This is a genomic window from Paraburkholderia oxyphila NBRC 105797 (assembly GCF_000685075.1).
GTDB classification, from domain to species: domain Bacteria; phylum Pseudomonadota; class Gammaproteobacteria; order Burkholderiales; family Burkholderiaceae; genus Paraburkholderia; species Paraburkholderia oxyphila.
In genome coordinates this window covers 48,004-64,249 of the sequence record NZ_BAYD01000057.1, presented here as the reverse complement: position 1 = coordinate 64,249, position 16,246 = coordinate 48,004, and the positions used below count along the sequence as shown (strand labels likewise).

Here is a 16,246-nt window from a genome sequence, read left to right as displayed (position 1 = left end):
GCCCCGCACAGGGGCAACGCTTGCATCCCGTATGCAAAACAAGAAAACGCGCATGACCTGCGCAAACCATCCCGAGTAGCACATGCACTGTCTCAACTTGAGACGCAACTAGAAACACTTGTCGAATAGTGCGACACAGCCCCCACGGTCCGCCACCGCCCTCTCCCGCCAGGCGCCCCGCACCCATATGGCATGAGTCCTGCTTCGACGGCTCGCACCCAACCCAAATCCCAACCCACATCTCAACCTGAATCACGGCCATCTCATGAATAAAACACTCGTCGCCGCATCAGCAGGATTCCTGATTTATTGCTCGCACGCCGCCGCACAAAGCAGCGTGACGCTCTTCGGCGTGCTCGACGAAGGCATCAACTACACGAGCAACGTGGGCGGCCACACATCCTGGCAAACCGCGAGCGGCGAGCTCGCCGTCAGCCGCTGGGGCCTGCGCGGCACCGAAGATCTCGGCGGCGGCCTGAACGCCGTCTTCGACCTCGAAAGCGGCTTCGCGCTCGACAACGGCCAGGCGGCCTATGGCGGACGCCTGTTCGGCTATCAGTCGTACGTCGGCCTGCAGGCGGACCGTTACGGCTCGCTCACGTTCGGTCGTCAGTTCGATTCGATCGCTGACACCGTGGGCCTCTTGACCGCCAACGGCAATTGGGCCGGCTTCCTGTTCTCACATCCGCTCGACAACGACAACACCGACGCCACATACCACGCCAGCAACTCGGTCAAGTACACGAGCCCCGCATGGGCCGGCCTCACCGCCACCGCGCTCTACGGCTTCAGCAATCAGGCGGGCGGCTTCGCGAACGACCGCGTCTTCAGCGCAGGCGTGAACTACACGTGGCAGACCCTCACACTCGCGGCCGTCTACGAGGATCTGGACGCGCCGGGCTCGAACGCGAGCGGCTCCGTCGCCAATGACGACATCGGCTTCGCCGCGCAAAACCAGAAAACGTGGGGCTTCGGCGCGAACTACGGCATCGGCCCCGTCACGCTCGGGGCCGTGTACACGCGCGCGAACGTCATGCAGCCGAGCGCTTCGATCTACGTGGGTGACCTGGGCCTGGGCGATCACGCGAGCCTGAAATTCGACAACTTCGAAATCAACGCGCGCTACAACCTGACGCCCGCCGTGATCCTGGGCGGCATGTACACCTACACGCGCGCCTCGCTCGACGAGGACAGCGGACGCTCGTCGCTGCACTGGAACCAGGTGGGCGCGATGGCGCAGTACCTGTTGTCCAAGCGTACGTCCGTATATGGCCAGGTGGTCTGGCAGTCGGTCTCGGGCGGCAACACCGGCACGCCCCTCGACGATGCGCTGATTCCGGGCACGGCAGGCGCCTCGTCGAACTCGCATCAGATCGTCGCGCGTGTCGCGATCAATCACACGTTCTGAAACACGCCGGTCTCGGGGTGATCCCGGCCCGGCAAGAAAGCGCGAAGTGGCCTAAACTGGCGCCCTCGTTCGACGCGATGGCGCTCGCGCTTTTCGCCCAACCCGGTACTTCCCCATGTTTTCGCTTTCCGACACCCTGCCCGCCGACAAACCCGCCCTCTATGCCACGCTCGCCGCCCAGGCGCGCGCGCTGATCGAAGGCGAAGCCGATGCCATCGCCAACGCGGCAAACTTCTCGTCGCTCGTGTTCAACTCGCTCGAAGGGCTGAACTGGGCCGGCTTCTACTTCTTCGACGGCACCGAGCTCGTGGTCGGCCCATTCCAGGGCAAGCCCGCCTGCGTGCGCATTCCGCTTGGCAAGGGCGTGTGCGGCACCGCTGCGCAAACACGCGAGACCCAGGTCGTCGCCGATGTGCACGCGTTCCCGGGCCATATCGCCTGCGATTCGGCTTCGCAATCGGAAATCGTCGTGCCGCTCGTCGCGCCGGACGGCTCGCTCATCGGCGTGTGGGACGTGGATAGCCCGCACCTCGCGCGCTTCGACGCAGCAGACGCGCAAGGCATGGCCGAGCTGTGCCGTGTGTTCGTGGAATTCGGCTGGAAAAAAGCGGCCTCGCACTGACCCTCGTTGCCCTCGCCGATGAACGCCCGCGGACGCTAACGAGGGCAACGCCTGCGGGGCCGCGCCGCTACGCGCGCTCGTCAGGACCACCCGCTGAACCACCTGCCTTCAGGAAATCAACGAACGCCCTGAGCGGCGCCGGCAAGTGCCGCCGGCCCGGATAGTAGAGAAACGGCCCGGAAAACTGCGGCCACCAGTCCTGCAGCAGCGGCTCGAGCGCGCCGCTTGCGAAATGCGGCTTCAGCATGTCCTCGAACAGCGCGATCACGCCCGCGCCGCCCAGCGCCATCTCGAGCGCGAGATCCAGCGCCGCCGCCGGCTTAACCACGAGCGACCCTGGCGGATCGACGCGCAGAGTCTCGCCGTCGCGCTCGTATTCCCAGATGGCCATCGCGCCGCCCGAAAAACGCACGCGCAGGCAAACGTGGCCAAGCAAATCGCGCGGGTGCGCGGGCCAGCCGCGCGCGGCGAGATACGCGGGCGACGCGGCCGTTGCGAAACGCTGCACGCGCGGGCCGATTGGAATCGCGATCATGTCCTGCTCGAGCCGCTCGTCGTAGCGGATGCCCGCGTCGCAGCCCACCTGAAGCACGTCGACGAAACCGTCCTCCACCACCACTTCCACGCGGATCTCGGGATACGCGGCCACGAACCGCGCGAGGATCGGCGGCAGGATGCTGCGCGCCACGTTGGCCGGCACGTTCAGGCGCAGCACGCCGGCGGGCCGGTCGCGATAGCCGTTCAGCACGTCGAGCGCGGCCTTCATTTCGGCGAACAGCGGCGTGATGGTTTCGAGCAGGCGCTGGCCCGCCTCCGTGGGCGCGACGCTGCGCGTCGTGCGGTTGAGCAGGCGCAGGCCGAGCTTCGCCTCGAGCCGACGCACGGCCGTGCTCAGGCTCGAAGCGGAAACACTGCTCGCACGGGCCGCGTCGCGAAAGCCGCCCGCGCGCGCGACGGCGGCAAAGGCGGCCAGATCGTTCATTTCGAACGCGGCAAGCGAGGGATTGGCAGGCGTTGGGTTTTCGTGACTCATGGCGGTCGGGCGATGCATGCGTGCGTATGCACTGCATTGTGCGGAATTTCGAACAACCCGTGCGGATCAGGTGGGATTATCTAACAACGCGGCAGCGCCCATACTGGCGCCATCCACTCACGAGGAGCACGACATGCCGCAAACGTCCAGCCAACCGTCCACTCATTCGGCCGCCCAACCCAGCCGCACGTTCGCGTTCGCGGGCCGCACCGTCAACCGCATGGGCTACGGCGCCATGCAGCTCGCCGGCCCCGGCGTATTCGGGCCGCCGAAGGACCGCGCGACGGCCGTCGCCGTGCTGCGCGAAGCGCTCGCGCTCGGCGTGAACCATCTCGACACGAGCGACTTTTACGGCCCGCACGTGACGAACCAGATCATCCGCGAGGCGCTCCATCCCTATCCCGCCGATCTCACGATCGTCACCAAGGTGGGCGCGGTGCGCGACGGCACGGGCGCCTGGCTGCCCGCGCAGGAGCCCGCCGATATCGAGCGCGCCGTGCACGACAATCTGCGTAATCTGGGTCTCGATGCGCTCGATGTGGTCAATCTGCGCATCATGGGCGACGTCCACCAGCCCGCCGAAGGGCCCGTCGAAAGGCAAATGGAAGCGCTCGCCGCGTTGCGCGAGCGTGGGCTCGTGCGCCACATCGGCATCTCCAATGCAACGGCGAAGCAGATCGACGATGCCGGACAGTTCGCCCCCATCGTCTGCGTACAGAACCACTACAACCTCGTCAATCGCGCCGACGATGCGCTGATCGACGCGCTCGCCGCACGCGGCATCGCCTATGTGCCGTTCTTCCCGCTCGGCGGCTTCACGCCGATCCAGTCGACGGCGCTTTCGGAGATCGCGCAGTCGCTCGGCGCCGCGCCGATGACTGTCGCGCTCGCGTGGCTCCTGCACCGCGCGCCCAATATCCTGCTGATTCCGGGGACGTCGTCGCTTGCGCACCTGCATGAGAATATGCAGGCGCAAACGCTTGAATTGAGCGACGAAGTGCTCGCGCAGCTCGACGCAATCGGCAAGCCGGGCGCATGAACCTGTGAGCACGTCCGGCAGAACCGCCAGTCAAAAATCGAGGCAAAAAAAAACCGCGGCCATCAGACCGCGGTTGACAGAGTTCTGCCACTCTCATCGACCGCACGCGCCGCTCCCTCAAGCGGCTCGTGCGCAACTACATGGTGCGCAATGGATCTCGCAGATCAGGTCTGCGAATCCGGCGCCGCATCGCCTGCGTCGGCTTGCTGGGTGCCGTCGTCGGCTTGCTTCTCGTCTTCCTTCTTCTCGGCCATCTTCTCGAGCGCCCCCGCGCCCTCGAAGCCCGCGACCGCGGCAGCCGCCTTCGTCAGGAAACCAGCGTCCGTGTCGACTTTTTCCGTTGCTTCCACGGCGGCGATCGCGCCAGCGACCTTGCCTACTTCATCCAGAATGCCCATTTGATCCCTCCGGTTGATTGCCGCTCGATTGCAGCCAGATTCCTGCGTTGCGCCTGTCGCGGCGCAGTCGCCGCGCCCAGGCTCTCCGCCGCCCATGATGCTTGCCCATTGCGGCGGGCGTTGATGCATTTTGGGCGCGCGCGATACGCAGGGCAATCATATCCCTCAAAAATTGACAATGGTTAACGGTTCAATCGACTTACGATTCTTGTGGCGCGTCAAGAGCGTGCTTATACTGAATCCGTCTCCTCCATGTCTCCTTTGACGTGGTTCAAGCCCGCCCCGGCGTTCAATTAAGCGAACCTTTCGGCGGGCTTTTTCTTTTCTTTCGCGCCGCGTCGGGCAAGCGCGTGGCCAACGCGCGGTGAACGCCCGGAAAAGTGCGCGCCCAGCACGCCAAATCCGCTCCCCTCCCCACCCACGCGGGCTGGCATAATTCACGTTTGGTCTTTCAATACGCTGTCGCCATGAGTCTCCACACCTGGTGGTTGTTCCTCGCCACTGTCTTCGTCGTCTGCGCCATTCCCGGCCCCAATATGCTGCTGATCATGTCGCACGGCGCGCAGTACGGCATGCGCCGCAGCAGCGCGACCATGGGGGGCTGCCTGTCCGCACTCGTCCTGATGCTGGCCGTCTCCGCCGCCGGCCTGGGCGTGTTCCTGCAAGCGTGGCCGACCATGTTCAATGTGCTGCGCTTCATTGGCGCGGCGTATCTCGTGTATCTGGGCGTCAAGGCGTGGCGCTCGCCCGTGCGCGAAAGCGGCGCCGAGGCCAGCGAAGCCATGGCCGAGGCGCTCGTCACCCGCGCCGGACGATCGCCCGGTGCGCTCTTTCGCAACGGCTTCCTCGTGGCGAGCAGCAACCCCAAGGCCATCCTGTTCGCGGCGGCACTGCTGCCGCAGTTCATCGACGCGAGCCGTCCCACGCTGCCCCAGTTCGGCGTGCTGGTGGCCACCTTCGCCGTTTGCGAGGTGAGCTGGTACCTGGTCTATGCGGGCTTCGGCACGCGCATCGGCGCAACGCTCAAGAGCCGCCGCGTAGCGAAGGCGTTCAACCGGGTGACCGGTGGTGTGTTCGTTGGGTTCGGGGCGATGATGGCGCTCGTGCGTCAGTAGCCCCGACAGCATCTGCGAAACGACCTGGCGCGCCGTGGCGTTCGTGATCGCCAGCTGCGGTTCTCGCAAACTTCTCAAGATCAACCCTGTCACGGTCGAGTGAATGAACGTTGCGGCCAGCCAGGGGTCCAGCCCGGCACTCAGCTGGTTGTGGGCGATAGCTGCCCTCAGGGCGTGCGCCATCTGATTCTCGTCGCAGCGCCAGCTCGCATGTATGCGACTCCAGATCCACTCGGTTTCAGCGCACATCTCGCACCGTGTCAGCATGATCGAGTAAAAGCGCCGCGAGGGACCTGCCGATAGCACCGTCGTCACGAGGGCGACCAGCCTGCTTTCAAGTTGCCCGAGAGGATCGCGCTCCCCCTCGGACCCTGACATGACGAATGGGCCATCCGCCAGCGAAGCATGCTCGAACAAGGCGTCAAGTATGGCCATCTTGTCCTTGAAGTGCCAGTAGACGGCGCCACGTGTCACGCCCGCCCGCTCGGCTATTTCAGCCAGAGAGGCACGCGACACGCCACGCTCGGCAAAGACTTGCTCTGCAGCCTTTAAGATCCGCGCCCGCGTTTCGCGCGCCTCTTCCCTTGTGCGCTTCATTGCCGACGATCGTCAAGCCTCGGCCTGCGCATCGGCGGTGGCGGCGTGGCGCAGCTTGCGCGTGACATCGTCAAGCTTGTCGCCGAGCAGGCGTCGCACCGTCACGTAGAACACCGGAATCAGCAAGAGGCCAAAGAACGTGGCGAACAGCATGCCACCGATCACGCCCGTGCCGATCTCATGACGCGACGCGGCACCCGCCCCGCTCGACAGCACAAGCGGCACCACCCCGACGATGAAAGCCATCGATGTCATCAGAATGGGCCTGAAACGCTGCTTCGCCGCACTCGAGACCGCCTCGAAAAGCGTCATGCCCTGCGCCTGCCCGTCGACGGCAAACTCGACGATCAGAATCGCGTTCTTCGCTGCGAGCCCGATCACCGTGACCATGCCGATCTTGAAGTAGATGTCGTTGGGCACCTTGAACAGATGGCCGAACACCGACATGCCCAGCAGACCCAGCGGCACGCTCAACAACACCGCGACCGGAATGGACCAGCTCTCATAAAGCGCCGCCAGACAAAGGAACACCACCACGATCGACAACGCCATCAACGCCATTGCCGAATTTCCCGCGAGGATTTCCTGGTAAGACTGCCCAGTCCAATCCGAGGCAAAGCCACCCGGCAGCGACTTGTCGACAAGGTTGTCGATGATCTGCATCGCCTGGCCAGTGGAGTACCCCGGCGCGGGCATGCCCACGATCTCGACCGCCGAGTAGCCGTTGTAGCGCGAGAGTGCCTGCGGGCCGACACCCCACTTGGCCTTCACCACACTCGAGAGCGGCACCATGTTGTACGGACTGATGGCGCCGTTGCTCACCGATGGATTCACGGGGCTCAGTGCACCGCTCGGCGAGGTCCCCGCGCCGCTCGCGCCGGCGGCGGCGCTCGAACCAGACGAGGCGCCCGTCACGCCGCTCGGCGTGTAGATGTGCCCCAGCGCGTCGAGTCCCATCCGGAACGGCGCGTCAGCCTGAAGGAAAACGCGCTTCAGCCGTCCATCGTATGCGAATTCGTTCACATAGACCGGGGCGAGATCCATTTGAATGCTGTTATAGACGTCCGGCAACGAAAGCCCCATCGATTGCGCCTGAACGCGATCCACGGCCAGCTGAAGCTGGGGTGCCTCCGGCAACGAGTTGGGCCGAATACCGAAGAGCCTCGGGTCCCGGCCCGCCTCCGACAGCAACTGGCCTTCCGCCTTCGCGAGGTCGGCCCGCGATTGACCATTGCGCGCCTGCAGATACATATCGACGCCGGCGAATTGGCTCAATCCGCGTATGGTCGGCAGGTTCGTGACGAAGATCCTCGCGCCGTCGACGCCGCTCAGTATCTTGTTGGCCTGCGGAATCAACTGCATCGCGCTTTGCGAACGCTTGCCCCAATCGGTGAGCTTGATGAACGCCATGCCGACGTTTTCGCTTTGACCGACGAAGCTGAAGCCCTCCACGGCAAACACGCTGTCGATGTCCTTGCCGATCGGACTGTTTTTGAGCTTGCCGTCGACTTCGTCCATGACCTGCTGGGTACGTGAGAGCGTCGCGCCAGAAGGCAGATTGACGATCGCCAGCATGAAGCCCTGGTCCTCATCAGGGACGAACGCCGTCGGCAGGCGCGTGTAAAGCACGCCGGCCAGTGCGGCAAGCGTGATGAAGAGCACCATCCAGCGCGGGGCACGTCGGACAATCCGGCCGACGCTGCCGACATACCAGTTGCCGAACCGGTCGAACCCACGATTGAACCATTGAAAGACGACGTTGGAGCTTGCGTGATGCGAAGGCTTGAGGATGGCAGCACACAGCGACGGCGTGAATGACAACGCGAGGAATGCCGAGAACACCATGGACACGGCGATCGTCAGCGCGAACTGCGAATAGATCATGCCGGTCGCGCCCGGCTGCATCGCGGACGGAACGAACACGGCGGCAAGCACCACCGTGATCGCGATAATCGCCCCCGAGATCTGGCCCATGGCCTTGCGGGTCGCCGCCCCGGGACTGAGGCCTTCGTCACGCATGAGGCGCTCGACGTTTTCAATCACGACGATTGCGTCGTCCACCACGATGCCGATGGCGAGCACCATCCCGAACAGGTTGAGCTGGTTCAGCGAGAAGTGCAACAGCGACAGGCCGATAAATGTGCCGAGCAACGCAACCGGGATGACGAGCGTCGGAATGATGGTGGCCCTCACGTTCTGCAAAAAGAGCAGCATCACGACGAAGACGACGGCGATCGCCTCGACGAGCGTGTGCACGACGTCGGAAATCGAGGCGGTGATGAACGGCGTCGTATCGTACGGCACCGTCCATGTCACGCCCGCAGGGAAGTCGCGAGCCAGTGTCGCCATTTCAACCTTGACGGCCTTGGCCGTGTCGAGCGCATTCGCACCTGGCAGCAGGTAGACGCCCAGGCCGCCAGCAGCCTTGCCGTTATAGGCGGCGGAGGTGCCGTAGCTTTGCGCGCCAAAACTCACGCGGGCGACGTCGCTCAGTCGAACCACGCTGCCATCGCTGTTCGTGCGCAGGATGATGTCGCGAAACTGCTGCTGCGAGGAAAACAACGTATCGCCCGATACCGTCGCCGTGAAGACCTGGCCATTGACGGCTGGATCCGCGCCCAGCGAACCGGTTGCGAACTCGGCATTTTGGGCCTGGACGGCACTCAGCACCTGCGAAGTCGAAAGACCGTAGCCTTGCAGCTTGTCGGGGTTGAGCCAGATCCGCAACGCGTATTCCGAGCCCAGCATGAAGGTATTGCCCACGCCGTTGATACGGCCGATGACGGGTTGCAGCCGCGACGCGATGATGTCGCTCAGGCGCGCCGCATCGATGGCCGGGTTGGTCGATTGCAAGCCGACGAAAAGCAGAATGTCGGTGCTCGCCTTCGCCACGACGATCCCCTCCTGCGTCACCTCGGCCGGCAGCAGCGGCTGGGCGAGCGAGACCTTGTTCTGCACCTGCACCTGTGCGATGTCCGGGTTCGTTCCGGGCGCAAAGGTCAGCGTGATGGTGGCTGTCCCGTTGCCATTGGAGGTCGAGCTGAAGTACAGCAGGTTGTCAATGCCGGTCAGTTGCTGCTCGATCACCTGCGTGACCGTCGATTCCATCGTCGAGGCATTGGCGCCCGGATACGTTGCCGTCACGGTCACCTGGGGCGGAGCAATCTGCGGATAGGAATCGACCCCGAGGTGCTGCAGCGAAATCGCACCGAACAGGCAGATGAGGATGGGGATGACCCAGGCAAAGACCGGGCGATCGATAAAGAAACGTGACATGATACGGACTCCCTACGAACTGCTGCCGGCGCGACGGCCGCCCGATGACGGCGCCGCGCCGCTCTGCGTCAACCTCGTGCCTTGATCAGGCTCCGACCACGGGGTGGCTTTGGCGAGGATCCCCTCGTGTACGTTCTGCACACCTGTGACGATCACACGATCGCCAGCCGAAAGCCCCCCTGTGACAATCCAGTCGCTACGCCAGGCGTCGCTGGTATCGACGTCCTTGCGGACCACCTTGCCGTTGGCACCCAGGACCATCGCGTAGGAGCCGACTGTGTCGCGCTGGATGGCTTGCTGGGGAACCAGGTACACATCGTTGCGCTGGCCAAGGTCGGCATTGAGCGATACGTACATGCCCGGCAGCAATTGATGCTGCGGATTGGGTATCTGCGCGCGCAGGCTGACCGCGCCTGTGGCTGCGTTCACGGAAGCATCCGTGAAATCCAGCGTGCCGAGCTGATCGTAGGGTGTGCCGTTGGGCAGGATGACCTGAACGGTGGTCTTGTTTTGCGCGGCAAGCGCCACGTCGCCTTTGCCCTGTGCCTGCTTCAGCGTGATCAGATCGGCGGCGCTGATCGTGAAGTTCACATAGAGCGGATCGATCTGTTCGACCGTGGCGAGCAATGTCCCGCCAGAACCCGCATCGGCCGTGCCGTTGCCGACGACCGCGCCCGCGGTCACCTGTTGCTGACCCGCAATGCCGCTAATGGGCGAGGTCACCTTCGTATAGCCGAGATTCACGCGTGCGCCAACGACCGCGGCTTCGTCTGCCTTGACCTTGGCAGCGGCACTGCGTTCAGCCGCGTCGGCGTCGTCTGTGGTCTGTTGCGATACGGAGCCGATCGGCAGCAGCTTGTGATAACGGTCTGCAGTGACACGATCGTTCGCGTAGGTCGCCTCGTCCTGAGCGAGCGTGGCGAGATCGGTATTGAGCACGGTCTGGTAGTAGGTGGGGTCGATCTCGAACAGGGTCTCTCCTGCCTTGACCTCCGCGCCTTCCGTGTAGAGGCGCTTCGTCAGCACACCGGACACGCGCGCCGTGACGTTCGCGCTGTAATAGGCAGACAGGCGTCCGACGAAACTGCGGGTCAGCGGCACGTTGCCGGGTTCTGCTTCCATGACGCCGACCTGTGGCACAGGGGGAGCCGGAGGCGGATTATTTCTGCTGCAGCCAAAAAGCGCTACGAGGCCGATTGAGATAATCGATGAACGTAGAAGGAGTGACATGATTGAAACCGCTCGAACAAAATCGGAAAAAAATAGCGCGCGCAGCCCCGGTGCGCATGCTGTCAATGGCTACTCGTGGACGGCGCGGCGGCATTGGCAGGCACCTCATTGGCTTCGTCCCATTGCCATCCGCCGCCCAGGTTTTTGATCAGCGTTACGCTGCTCAAGGTCAGCGACGCCTGCGTGTCCACGAGGTTCTGCTGCGCCAGCAGCAACGTGAGCTGCTCGCTAAAGAGACTTTGTCTGCTTGTGGTGCCGATCTGGTACTGCGCATGCTCGCTATCGAAAAGCTGCTTGTTCCGCTGGTAGATATCCGCGTACGCGTGTTCCTGCTGTGCCAGATGGTTCCAGGAGGAGAGGCTGTCCTCGACGCTCTCGAACGCGGACAGCACTGTCTGGCGATACCCGGCCACCGCTTCGTCATATGTCGCGCGAGCTCCATGCACTGCGGCCGTGCGCGCGCCGCCGTCGAAAATCGTCCCCGCCAGCTGGGGGCCTAGCGTCCAGTAGCGGCTCGGCAAGGAGAACAGATTCGCCAGCGCGCTATGCTGGAAGCCGCCTTGCGCCGACAGCGTCAGGTTCGGGAAAAACGCCGCCTCGGCGGCGCCGATCTTCGCGTTCGCCGAGGCGGCCGCGCGCTCGGCGCTCACAACGTCATAGCGCCGTTCGAGCAGCTGCGAAGGCAATGAAAGCGGAACGGACGGTGCAACGAACGCATAGTGCGGCTCGGACGCTATGGAGAACTTGCCGGGCGGCACGCCCGTCAGGACCGCGATGGCGTGCTCATACTGTTCGCGTGCCGTTTGCGTGGACTGAAGGTCGGCAATGACGACCTCCAGCGTGTCCTGCGCGGTTAGCACGCTGTCGTTCGAGGACTCGCCTTGTGCGTAACTCGCCCGCGTCATGTCGAGAACGCCTGCATCGATCCGCCGTTGTTGCTCGAGCAGGTCGATATCGACGTCCGCCTGGCGAAGTTCGAAGTAGTCGCTCACCACGCTCGCGGCAATTGACAAACGCTGCCCTGCCAGTTGCGCGTCGCTCGCCTGCGCACTCGCCTTGCTCGACTCGATCTCGCGGCGGACTTGCCCCCATAGATCGAGCTCCCAGGTAGCGGCGGCGTCCGCCGTGACGGTGTTGTGCACACCGGGACTCAGGGCGCCGCCACTTGCCGCGACTGCGCCTTCCCCTGTTCCCGCGCGCGAACCTGATATACCGGCCGAGATCGTCGGAAAGAGACTCGCGGTATTGGCGGCCACGGTGGCTTGCGCTAACCGGTAAGCCGCCTCGGCTTGCGCGATCGATTGATTGGCCTGGAGCGCCTGTTCCACCAGCTGCGTCAGCGTATCGTCGTGATAGTCGCGCCACCACGTGCTCGAGAGTGTCGCCTGTGGGTCCGCCTGCGCCCGTTGCCACTCGACACCTTCCTTGAAACTGGTGGGAATATCGATCGTCGGCTTGCGGTAGTCCGGCCCCACCGCACAACCTGCGCTCACCAGCGCCACGGCAATCGTGCAACCACAAAGCACGACATGCCGAAAAGCGCGCCAACGATGCCGCGGTGCGTCGCCGCGCAAGTTGCAAGGAATGTTCATCTTTAACCTGTCACTAAAGGGTCGCCCGAAGGGCGAGTTGATCCGCGTTCGCGGTCATGCATTTCTAGAAGGGATACGCCGCCAGTTCTTCGCGGCGCGTCACCCATTGCCATTCGGTGAACTGATCTGCATTCGTGAACGTGCTGTAGTTGTGCCCGTTGCCGGACATACCGAACCCGCCCATCGGCCCGAACACCTCGTGCATGATCGTCTGGTCGTTGATGTGAACGATGCCCGCATGCAGCCGGTCGGCAATCCGCTGGGCCCGGCATGAATCGGAAGAAGCGACCGCCGCAACCAGGCCAAAGCGGTTCTGGTTGGCCAGCGCAACCGCTTCGTCGTCGTCCTTGAACACGGTTACCGCGGCAACGGGACCGAAGATCTCTTCGTCGAACGCAGGCATGCCCGGCGCGACGTCGACCATGACGGTCGGCTGGAAGAACAGGCCGTCGCGCGACCCGCCGGCAAGAATCTTCGCGCCCTTGCTTGTCGACTCCGCCACGATCCGGTCGACGTTGGCGGCCTGCCGCTCGTTGATGATCGGGCCAAGGTGGAAATCGCCCTTGAACGGATCGCCGACCTTGAGCGCGCCGGCTCGCCGCACGAGGCTCTCGACGTACGCATCGGCAATGGACGCCTGCACGAGATGCCGGCCCGTGGACATGCAGATTTGTCCTTGATGCATGAACGAACCCCACGCCCCGGCGCTCGCCGCAGCTTCGACATCGACATCGTCAAGCACGATGTAGGGATTCTTGCCGCCGAGCTCGAGGCTCGCACGCTTGAGCAAGCCGCCCGCTACGGCGCCAATCTGCTGCCCCACCCGGGTGGATCCCGTAAAGCTGATCATGTTCACGCGCTGATCCCGCACCAGCGCATCACCCGTCTGCGCGCCACCGGGAAGAACATGGAACAGTCCCTGCGGAAGCCCCGCCATTTCGAACAAGCGCGCATAGAGGGCGCCCCCGCAGACCGGCGTCTGCGGATCGGGCTTGAGCAGCACGGCGTTTCCGGTGGCCAGCGCCGGCGCGATGGCGCGCGCCGCGAGCAGCAACGGGGAGTTCCACGGGGTAATGACCCCGACCACCCCAATGGGGATTCTGCGTGCCATGCTCTGCCGGCCCTTCACGTCGCTCGTTGCAATGACGCCGGTCGGCTGGCTGGCCAACGCGGCAGCCTCCAGAATCTCGCGTATCGTCAGCTTCACCTCCAGTTGCCCCTTCGGACGTATCGCCCCGGTCTCCCGGACGATCTGGAGGGTGATATCTTTGGCGTAGACCTGCAGCAAACGCGCGACCTCACGCAAGATATCGCCGCGCTGAGGTCCAGGCATCGCGGCCCAGACGCGCTGCGCATCGGCCGCGATCGCAGCGGCGGCCGACACGTCGGTGGCCGATGCGCACCCAATCGATCCCATTGCCTCGCCGGTCGCCTTCTCGGTCACCTGGATCGTACCGGCGCCGCCGGCTTTCCATCCGCCGCTATAGATTCTGTTACGCCACACTGCTGCTGACATCAGCTCGCTCATGGACATTTGCTTTCTCCTGTTACCCGGATGAGGAGGCAGACCATTTGGATTCCTCAATAGTTAGATCAATCGCAAAGCACTCTTCAAGTGCAATCGTGCTTCTCATCCATCTGCTCCGCTAGTGCGCGGTATGTCCTGCTCGCCTGGCGATGAGGTGGTACCGGCTGGGAACTTCCAACATCTACCGGGCCGAGTATATTTGAGTTCTCAAATAAATGGACCGACGACATTTACATACACCGTTGCATATTTCGGCATAATGCTTCGCGGGATCGGTCGGTGAAGGCGTTGTGGCTGTGCGGAATTTCGCAGCCGCAATGGTCAGTTGGAAAGCGCTGCCGAATGGACGAGACGTCCATTCGTGTCAAGGCGAGGTGCCAGCGGCCCGTCTGTTGGAACTGGGGCACGAACGCCCCCCCGGTTCGGCTATCGCCGGCCTGCATATTGGGTCACAAGCTCTGCCAGCTTGCGCTTTTGTTCGAGCGTACGATGATCACCATAAATGACGGTGACGAGCATTGCCCGACCGGTTCTGGTCAAATCTGGTTTGCGCTCCCTGCCGCCTGCGTCCATGGAGGCGCCAGGGTGATCGGAGAGAGCAACCGTTAGACGGTTGCCGCTCCTGACTCAATGTTCTCTACGTGCTGCGTCTATTGCGGGTTCGGCTCTTTCATTGCGCAAGATATCCGCCGTCAACCACGAGTTCAGCACCTGTCACGAAGCTCGACTGGTTGCTGGCGAGAAACAGCATTCCCCTGGCCAATTCGATCGGTTGCCCCATCCGGCCGAGCGGAGTCGCTGCGACCACTTTCGCGCTGGTTTCCTCTGCCTGATCTTCGAGCACCATCGGCGTCGCGATGATGCCTGGATGGATCGAGTTCACGCGCACATTGTCAGGTGCGTAAGTGACCGCGGCGTGCTTGGTCAAATGTCGAACTGCCGCCTTGGTTGCGTGGTATGCAGCAGCCCCCGGTATAGCGGAGATGCCCCAAATCGACGAGACGTTGATAATCGAACCCTACTTGTTCGTGCGCATTCCCGGCAACACTTCGCGCATGCCGAGAAAGACACCGGTCAGGTTCGTGTCGAGCACCCGGTTCCAGTCTCCGAGGTTCTCGTCGGCAAGCGCCAACTGGGACCCACCAATCCCTGCGTTGTTGACCAGTACGTCCACGCCGCCATGTCTGTCCTTGATCGTCTGGACGATATCGCGCCAATCGGCCTCACTCGCGACATCCATGACGGAAAAACGGATATTGGGGTCGAGGAATGGCTCTGCTGGTTGATTGACGTCCGTCGCAAAAACGATGGCGCCTTCACTCGCGAACAGTTCTGCGGCTGCTCGACCAATGCCACGTGCGGCCCCCGTGATGAGAACGGCCTTGCCTGCTAGTTGTCCAGCCATGATGTCTCCTTCTTGCGTTGCCATTCAGCCGATGCCGCCGTCGACCGTGATTTCTGCACCGGTAATGTACGAGGCCGCATCTGATGCGAGGAAAAGGACCAGCCGGGCAACCTCGTCCGGTGTCCCAAGCCGCCGCATCGGAATCATCTCTTCATAAAACTTCAGCCGCTCGGGACTGTTTTGCCCAAGCATGGGTGTGTCGATAATGCCCGGGTGAATCGAATTCACGCGGATGCCAAGCGAAGCCAATTCCGACGCCGCGAGCTTTGTCATCCCACGTACAGCCCACTTGCTGCTTGCATAGGCGAAGATGCCGGCAACATTGTTCAGGCCGGCGTTGGAAGAAACGTTGACTATCGATCCCCCACCGCTCTTCGCCATTGCATCGGCTGCCGCGCGCATCCCCAGAAAGACGCCGAGCTGGTTGATTCGATAGTGAAGGTCCCATAGCGCCCTGTCGGTTTCCCGCAGGCTGGCGGGCTTATAGACGCCGGCATTGTTGACGAGGACATCGATCCGGCCGAAACGGTCGAGCGTCTGGCGCATCACTTCGTCCCAGTCCGCCTGTTCTGCCACGTCATGCCGGACAAAATGGCCGTTACTGCCCAGTTGTGCTGCAACGTCTGCGCCACTGTCATGGATGTCCGTGACCACGACTTTCGCCCCCTGCCGAGCGAATAGCGCCGCTTCTGCAGCGCCTTGCCCGCTGGCGGCACCGGTGATGACGGCTACTTTGGCTTCCAAGTCCATCTTGTGCTCCTCCTGGTTGTCGTCCTGACATTGATCTATTTCTATGGACTTATCTTGACACAGCCTGCACGGCCGAAGCAACATAAATCTCCTCGATCGTAGAATTTTTATGGGTCATGATCCGGATGTTTTTTTGTTCGTGTCGCGCCTGCCCTTGTCCATGCCCGTCGTCACCGCGAAGCTGCAATATCAAGGAATATTCATTAGTTATCCGTAGTTATCCGCGCAGGCAACCGAACTCGATGGCGCGATC

At 63.1% G+C, this 16,246-nt stretch carries 11 protein-coding genes and 2 pseudogenes; 4 read left to right on the top strand and 9 right to left on the bottom strand.

The features are described 5' to 3' along the window. Positions 1-265: 265 nt before the first annotated feature. Together BO1_RS29700 and BO1_RS29695 are read left to right on the top strand one after the other, a co-directional pair. Entirely contained in the window at positions 266-1,408 is a 1,143-nt protein-coding gene (locus BO1_RS29700) for a porin (protein ID WP_028220661.1), read from the top strand. Positions 1,409-1,523: 115 nt separating this feature from the next. Next, positions 1,524-2,030, top strand: a complete 507-nt coding sequence (locus BO1_RS29695) for a GAF domain-containing protein (RefSeq protein ID WP_028220660.1) — start codon at positions 1,524-1,526, stop codon at positions 2,028-2,030. Between the two features lie 67 nt (positions 2,031-2,097). Here BO1_RS29695 and BO1_RS29690 read toward each other — a convergent pair whose 3' ends face one another. Further along, on the bottom strand, positions 2,098-3,063 hold the full coding sequence (locus tag BO1_RS29690; protein WP_043287170.1) for a LysR family transcriptional regulator: 966 nt from the start codon (positions 3,061-3,063) through the stop codon (positions 2,098-2,100). Positions 3,064-3,196: 133 nt separating this feature from the next. Here BO1_RS29690 and BO1_RS29685 point away from each other — a divergent pair, with 133 nt between their 5' ends. Next, positions 3,197-4,102 carry an aldo/keto reductase family oxidoreductase gene (locus BO1_RS29685; RefSeq protein ID WP_028220658.1) on the top strand — a complete coding sequence of 302 codons (906 nt, stop codon included), beginning with the start codon at positions 3,197-3,199 and terminating at the stop codon, positions 4,100-4,102. A gap of 164 nt (positions 4,103-4,266) precedes the next feature. Here the strand turns inward: BO1_RS29685 and BO1_RS29680 are convergent, their stop codons facing one another. Then, positions 4,267-4,500, bottom strand: a complete 234-nt coding sequence (locus tag BO1_RS29680) for a hypothetical protein (RefSeq protein WP_028220657.1) — start codon at positions 4,498-4,500, stop codon at positions 4,267-4,269. A 467-nt stretch (positions 4,501-4,967) separates the two neighbouring features. Here BO1_RS29680 and BO1_RS29675 point away from each other — a divergent pair, with 467 nt between their 5' ends. Further along, on the top strand, positions 4,968-5,615 hold the full coding sequence (locus BO1_RS29675) for a LysE family translocator (RefSeq protein WP_028220656.1): 648 nt from the start codon (positions 4,968-4,970) through the stop codon (positions 5,613-5,615). Between the two features lie 18 nt (positions 5,616-5,633). On the opposite strand, the pseudogene BO1_RS62100 reads toward BO1_RS29675, so the two are convergent. From BO1_RS62100 to BO1_RS29640, 7 genes and pseudogenes are all read right to left on the bottom strand, one after another. Further along, positions 5,634-6,212 (bottom strand): annotated as a pseudogene (locus BO1_RS62100) (TetR family transcriptional regulator); the annotation flags it as partial. A 12-nt stretch (positions 6,213-6,224) separates the two neighbouring features. Further along, positions 6,225-9,488, bottom strand: a complete 3,264-nt coding sequence (locus BO1_RS29670; protein ID WP_028220655.1) for an efflux RND transporter permease subunit — start codon at positions 9,486-9,488, stop codon at positions 6,225-6,227. A 12-nt stretch (positions 9,489-9,500) separates the two neighbouring features. Continuing rightward, on the bottom strand, positions 9,501-10,784 hold the full coding sequence (locus tag BO1_RS29665; protein ID WP_245643933.1) for an efflux RND transporter periplasmic adaptor subunit: 1,284 nt from the start codon (positions 10,782-10,784) through the stop codon (positions 9,501-9,503). Beyond that, entirely contained in the window at positions 10,781-12,211 is a 1,431-nt protein-coding gene (locus tag BO1_RS53310) for an efflux transporter outer membrane subunit (RefSeq protein WP_245643932.1), read from the bottom strand. The genes BO1_RS29665 and BO1_RS53310 overlap by 4 nt, the downstream gene beginning before the upstream one ends. Before the next feature lie 163 nt (positions 12,212-12,374). Beyond that, positions 12,375-13,844, bottom strand: coding sequence for an aldehyde dehydrogenase family protein (locus BO1_RS29655; protein ID WP_218002833.1), 1,470 nt, complete (start codon positions 13,842-13,844; stop codon positions 12,375-12,377). Between the two features lie 664 nt (positions 13,845-14,508). After that, positions 14,509-15,243 (bottom strand): annotated as a pseudogene (locus tag BO1_RS61380) (glucose 1-dehydrogenase). A gap of 24 nt (positions 15,244-15,267) precedes the next feature. After that, complete coding sequence (locus BO1_RS29640) at positions 15,268-15,993, bottom strand: SDR family NAD(P)-dependent oxidoreductase (RefSeq protein WP_028220651.1); 726 nt, start codon at positions 15,991-15,993, stop codon at positions 15,268-15,270. Positions 15,994-16,246 lie beyond the last annotated feature (253 nt).

What these genes read in the sequence shown, in the direction of transcription:
- BO1_RS29700 (WP_028220661.1), top strand. Translation starts at nt 266, where the DNA reads ATGAATAAAACACTCGTCGCCGCATCAGCAGGATTCCTGATTTATTGC.
- BO1_RS29695 (WP_028220660.1), top strand. Translation starts at nt 1,524, where the DNA reads ATGTTTTCGCTTTCCGACACCCTGCCCGCCGACAAACCCGCCCTCTAT.
- BO1_RS29690 (WP_043287170.1), bottom strand. Translation starts at nt 3,063, where the DNA reads ATGAGTCACGAAAACCCAACGCCTGCCAATCCCTCGCTTGCCGCGTTC.
- BO1_RS29685 (WP_028220658.1), top strand. Translation starts at nt 3,197, where the DNA reads ATGCCGCAAACGTCCAGCCAACCGTCCACTCATTCGGCCGCCCAACCC.
- BO1_RS29680 (WP_028220657.1), bottom strand. Translation starts at nt 4,500, where the DNA reads ATGGGCATTCTGGATGAAGTAGGCAAGGTCGCTGGCGCGATCGCCGCC.
- BO1_RS29675 (WP_028220656.1), top strand. Translation starts at nt 4,968, where the DNA reads ATGAGTCTCCACACCTGGTGGTTGTTCCTCGCCACTGTCTTCGTCGTC.
- BO1_RS29670 (WP_028220655.1), bottom strand. Translation starts at nt 9,488, where the DNA reads ATGTCACGTTTCTTTATCGATCGCCCGGTCTTTGCCTGGGTCATCCCC.
- BO1_RS29655 (WP_218002833.1), bottom strand. Translation starts at nt 13,844, where the DNA reads ATGTCCATGAGCGAGCTGATGTCAGCAGCAGTGTGGCGTAACAGAATC.
- BO1_RS29640 (WP_028220651.1), bottom strand. Translation starts at nt 15,993, where the DNA reads ATGGACTTGGAAGCCAAAGTAGCCGTCATCACCGGTGCCGCCAGCGGG.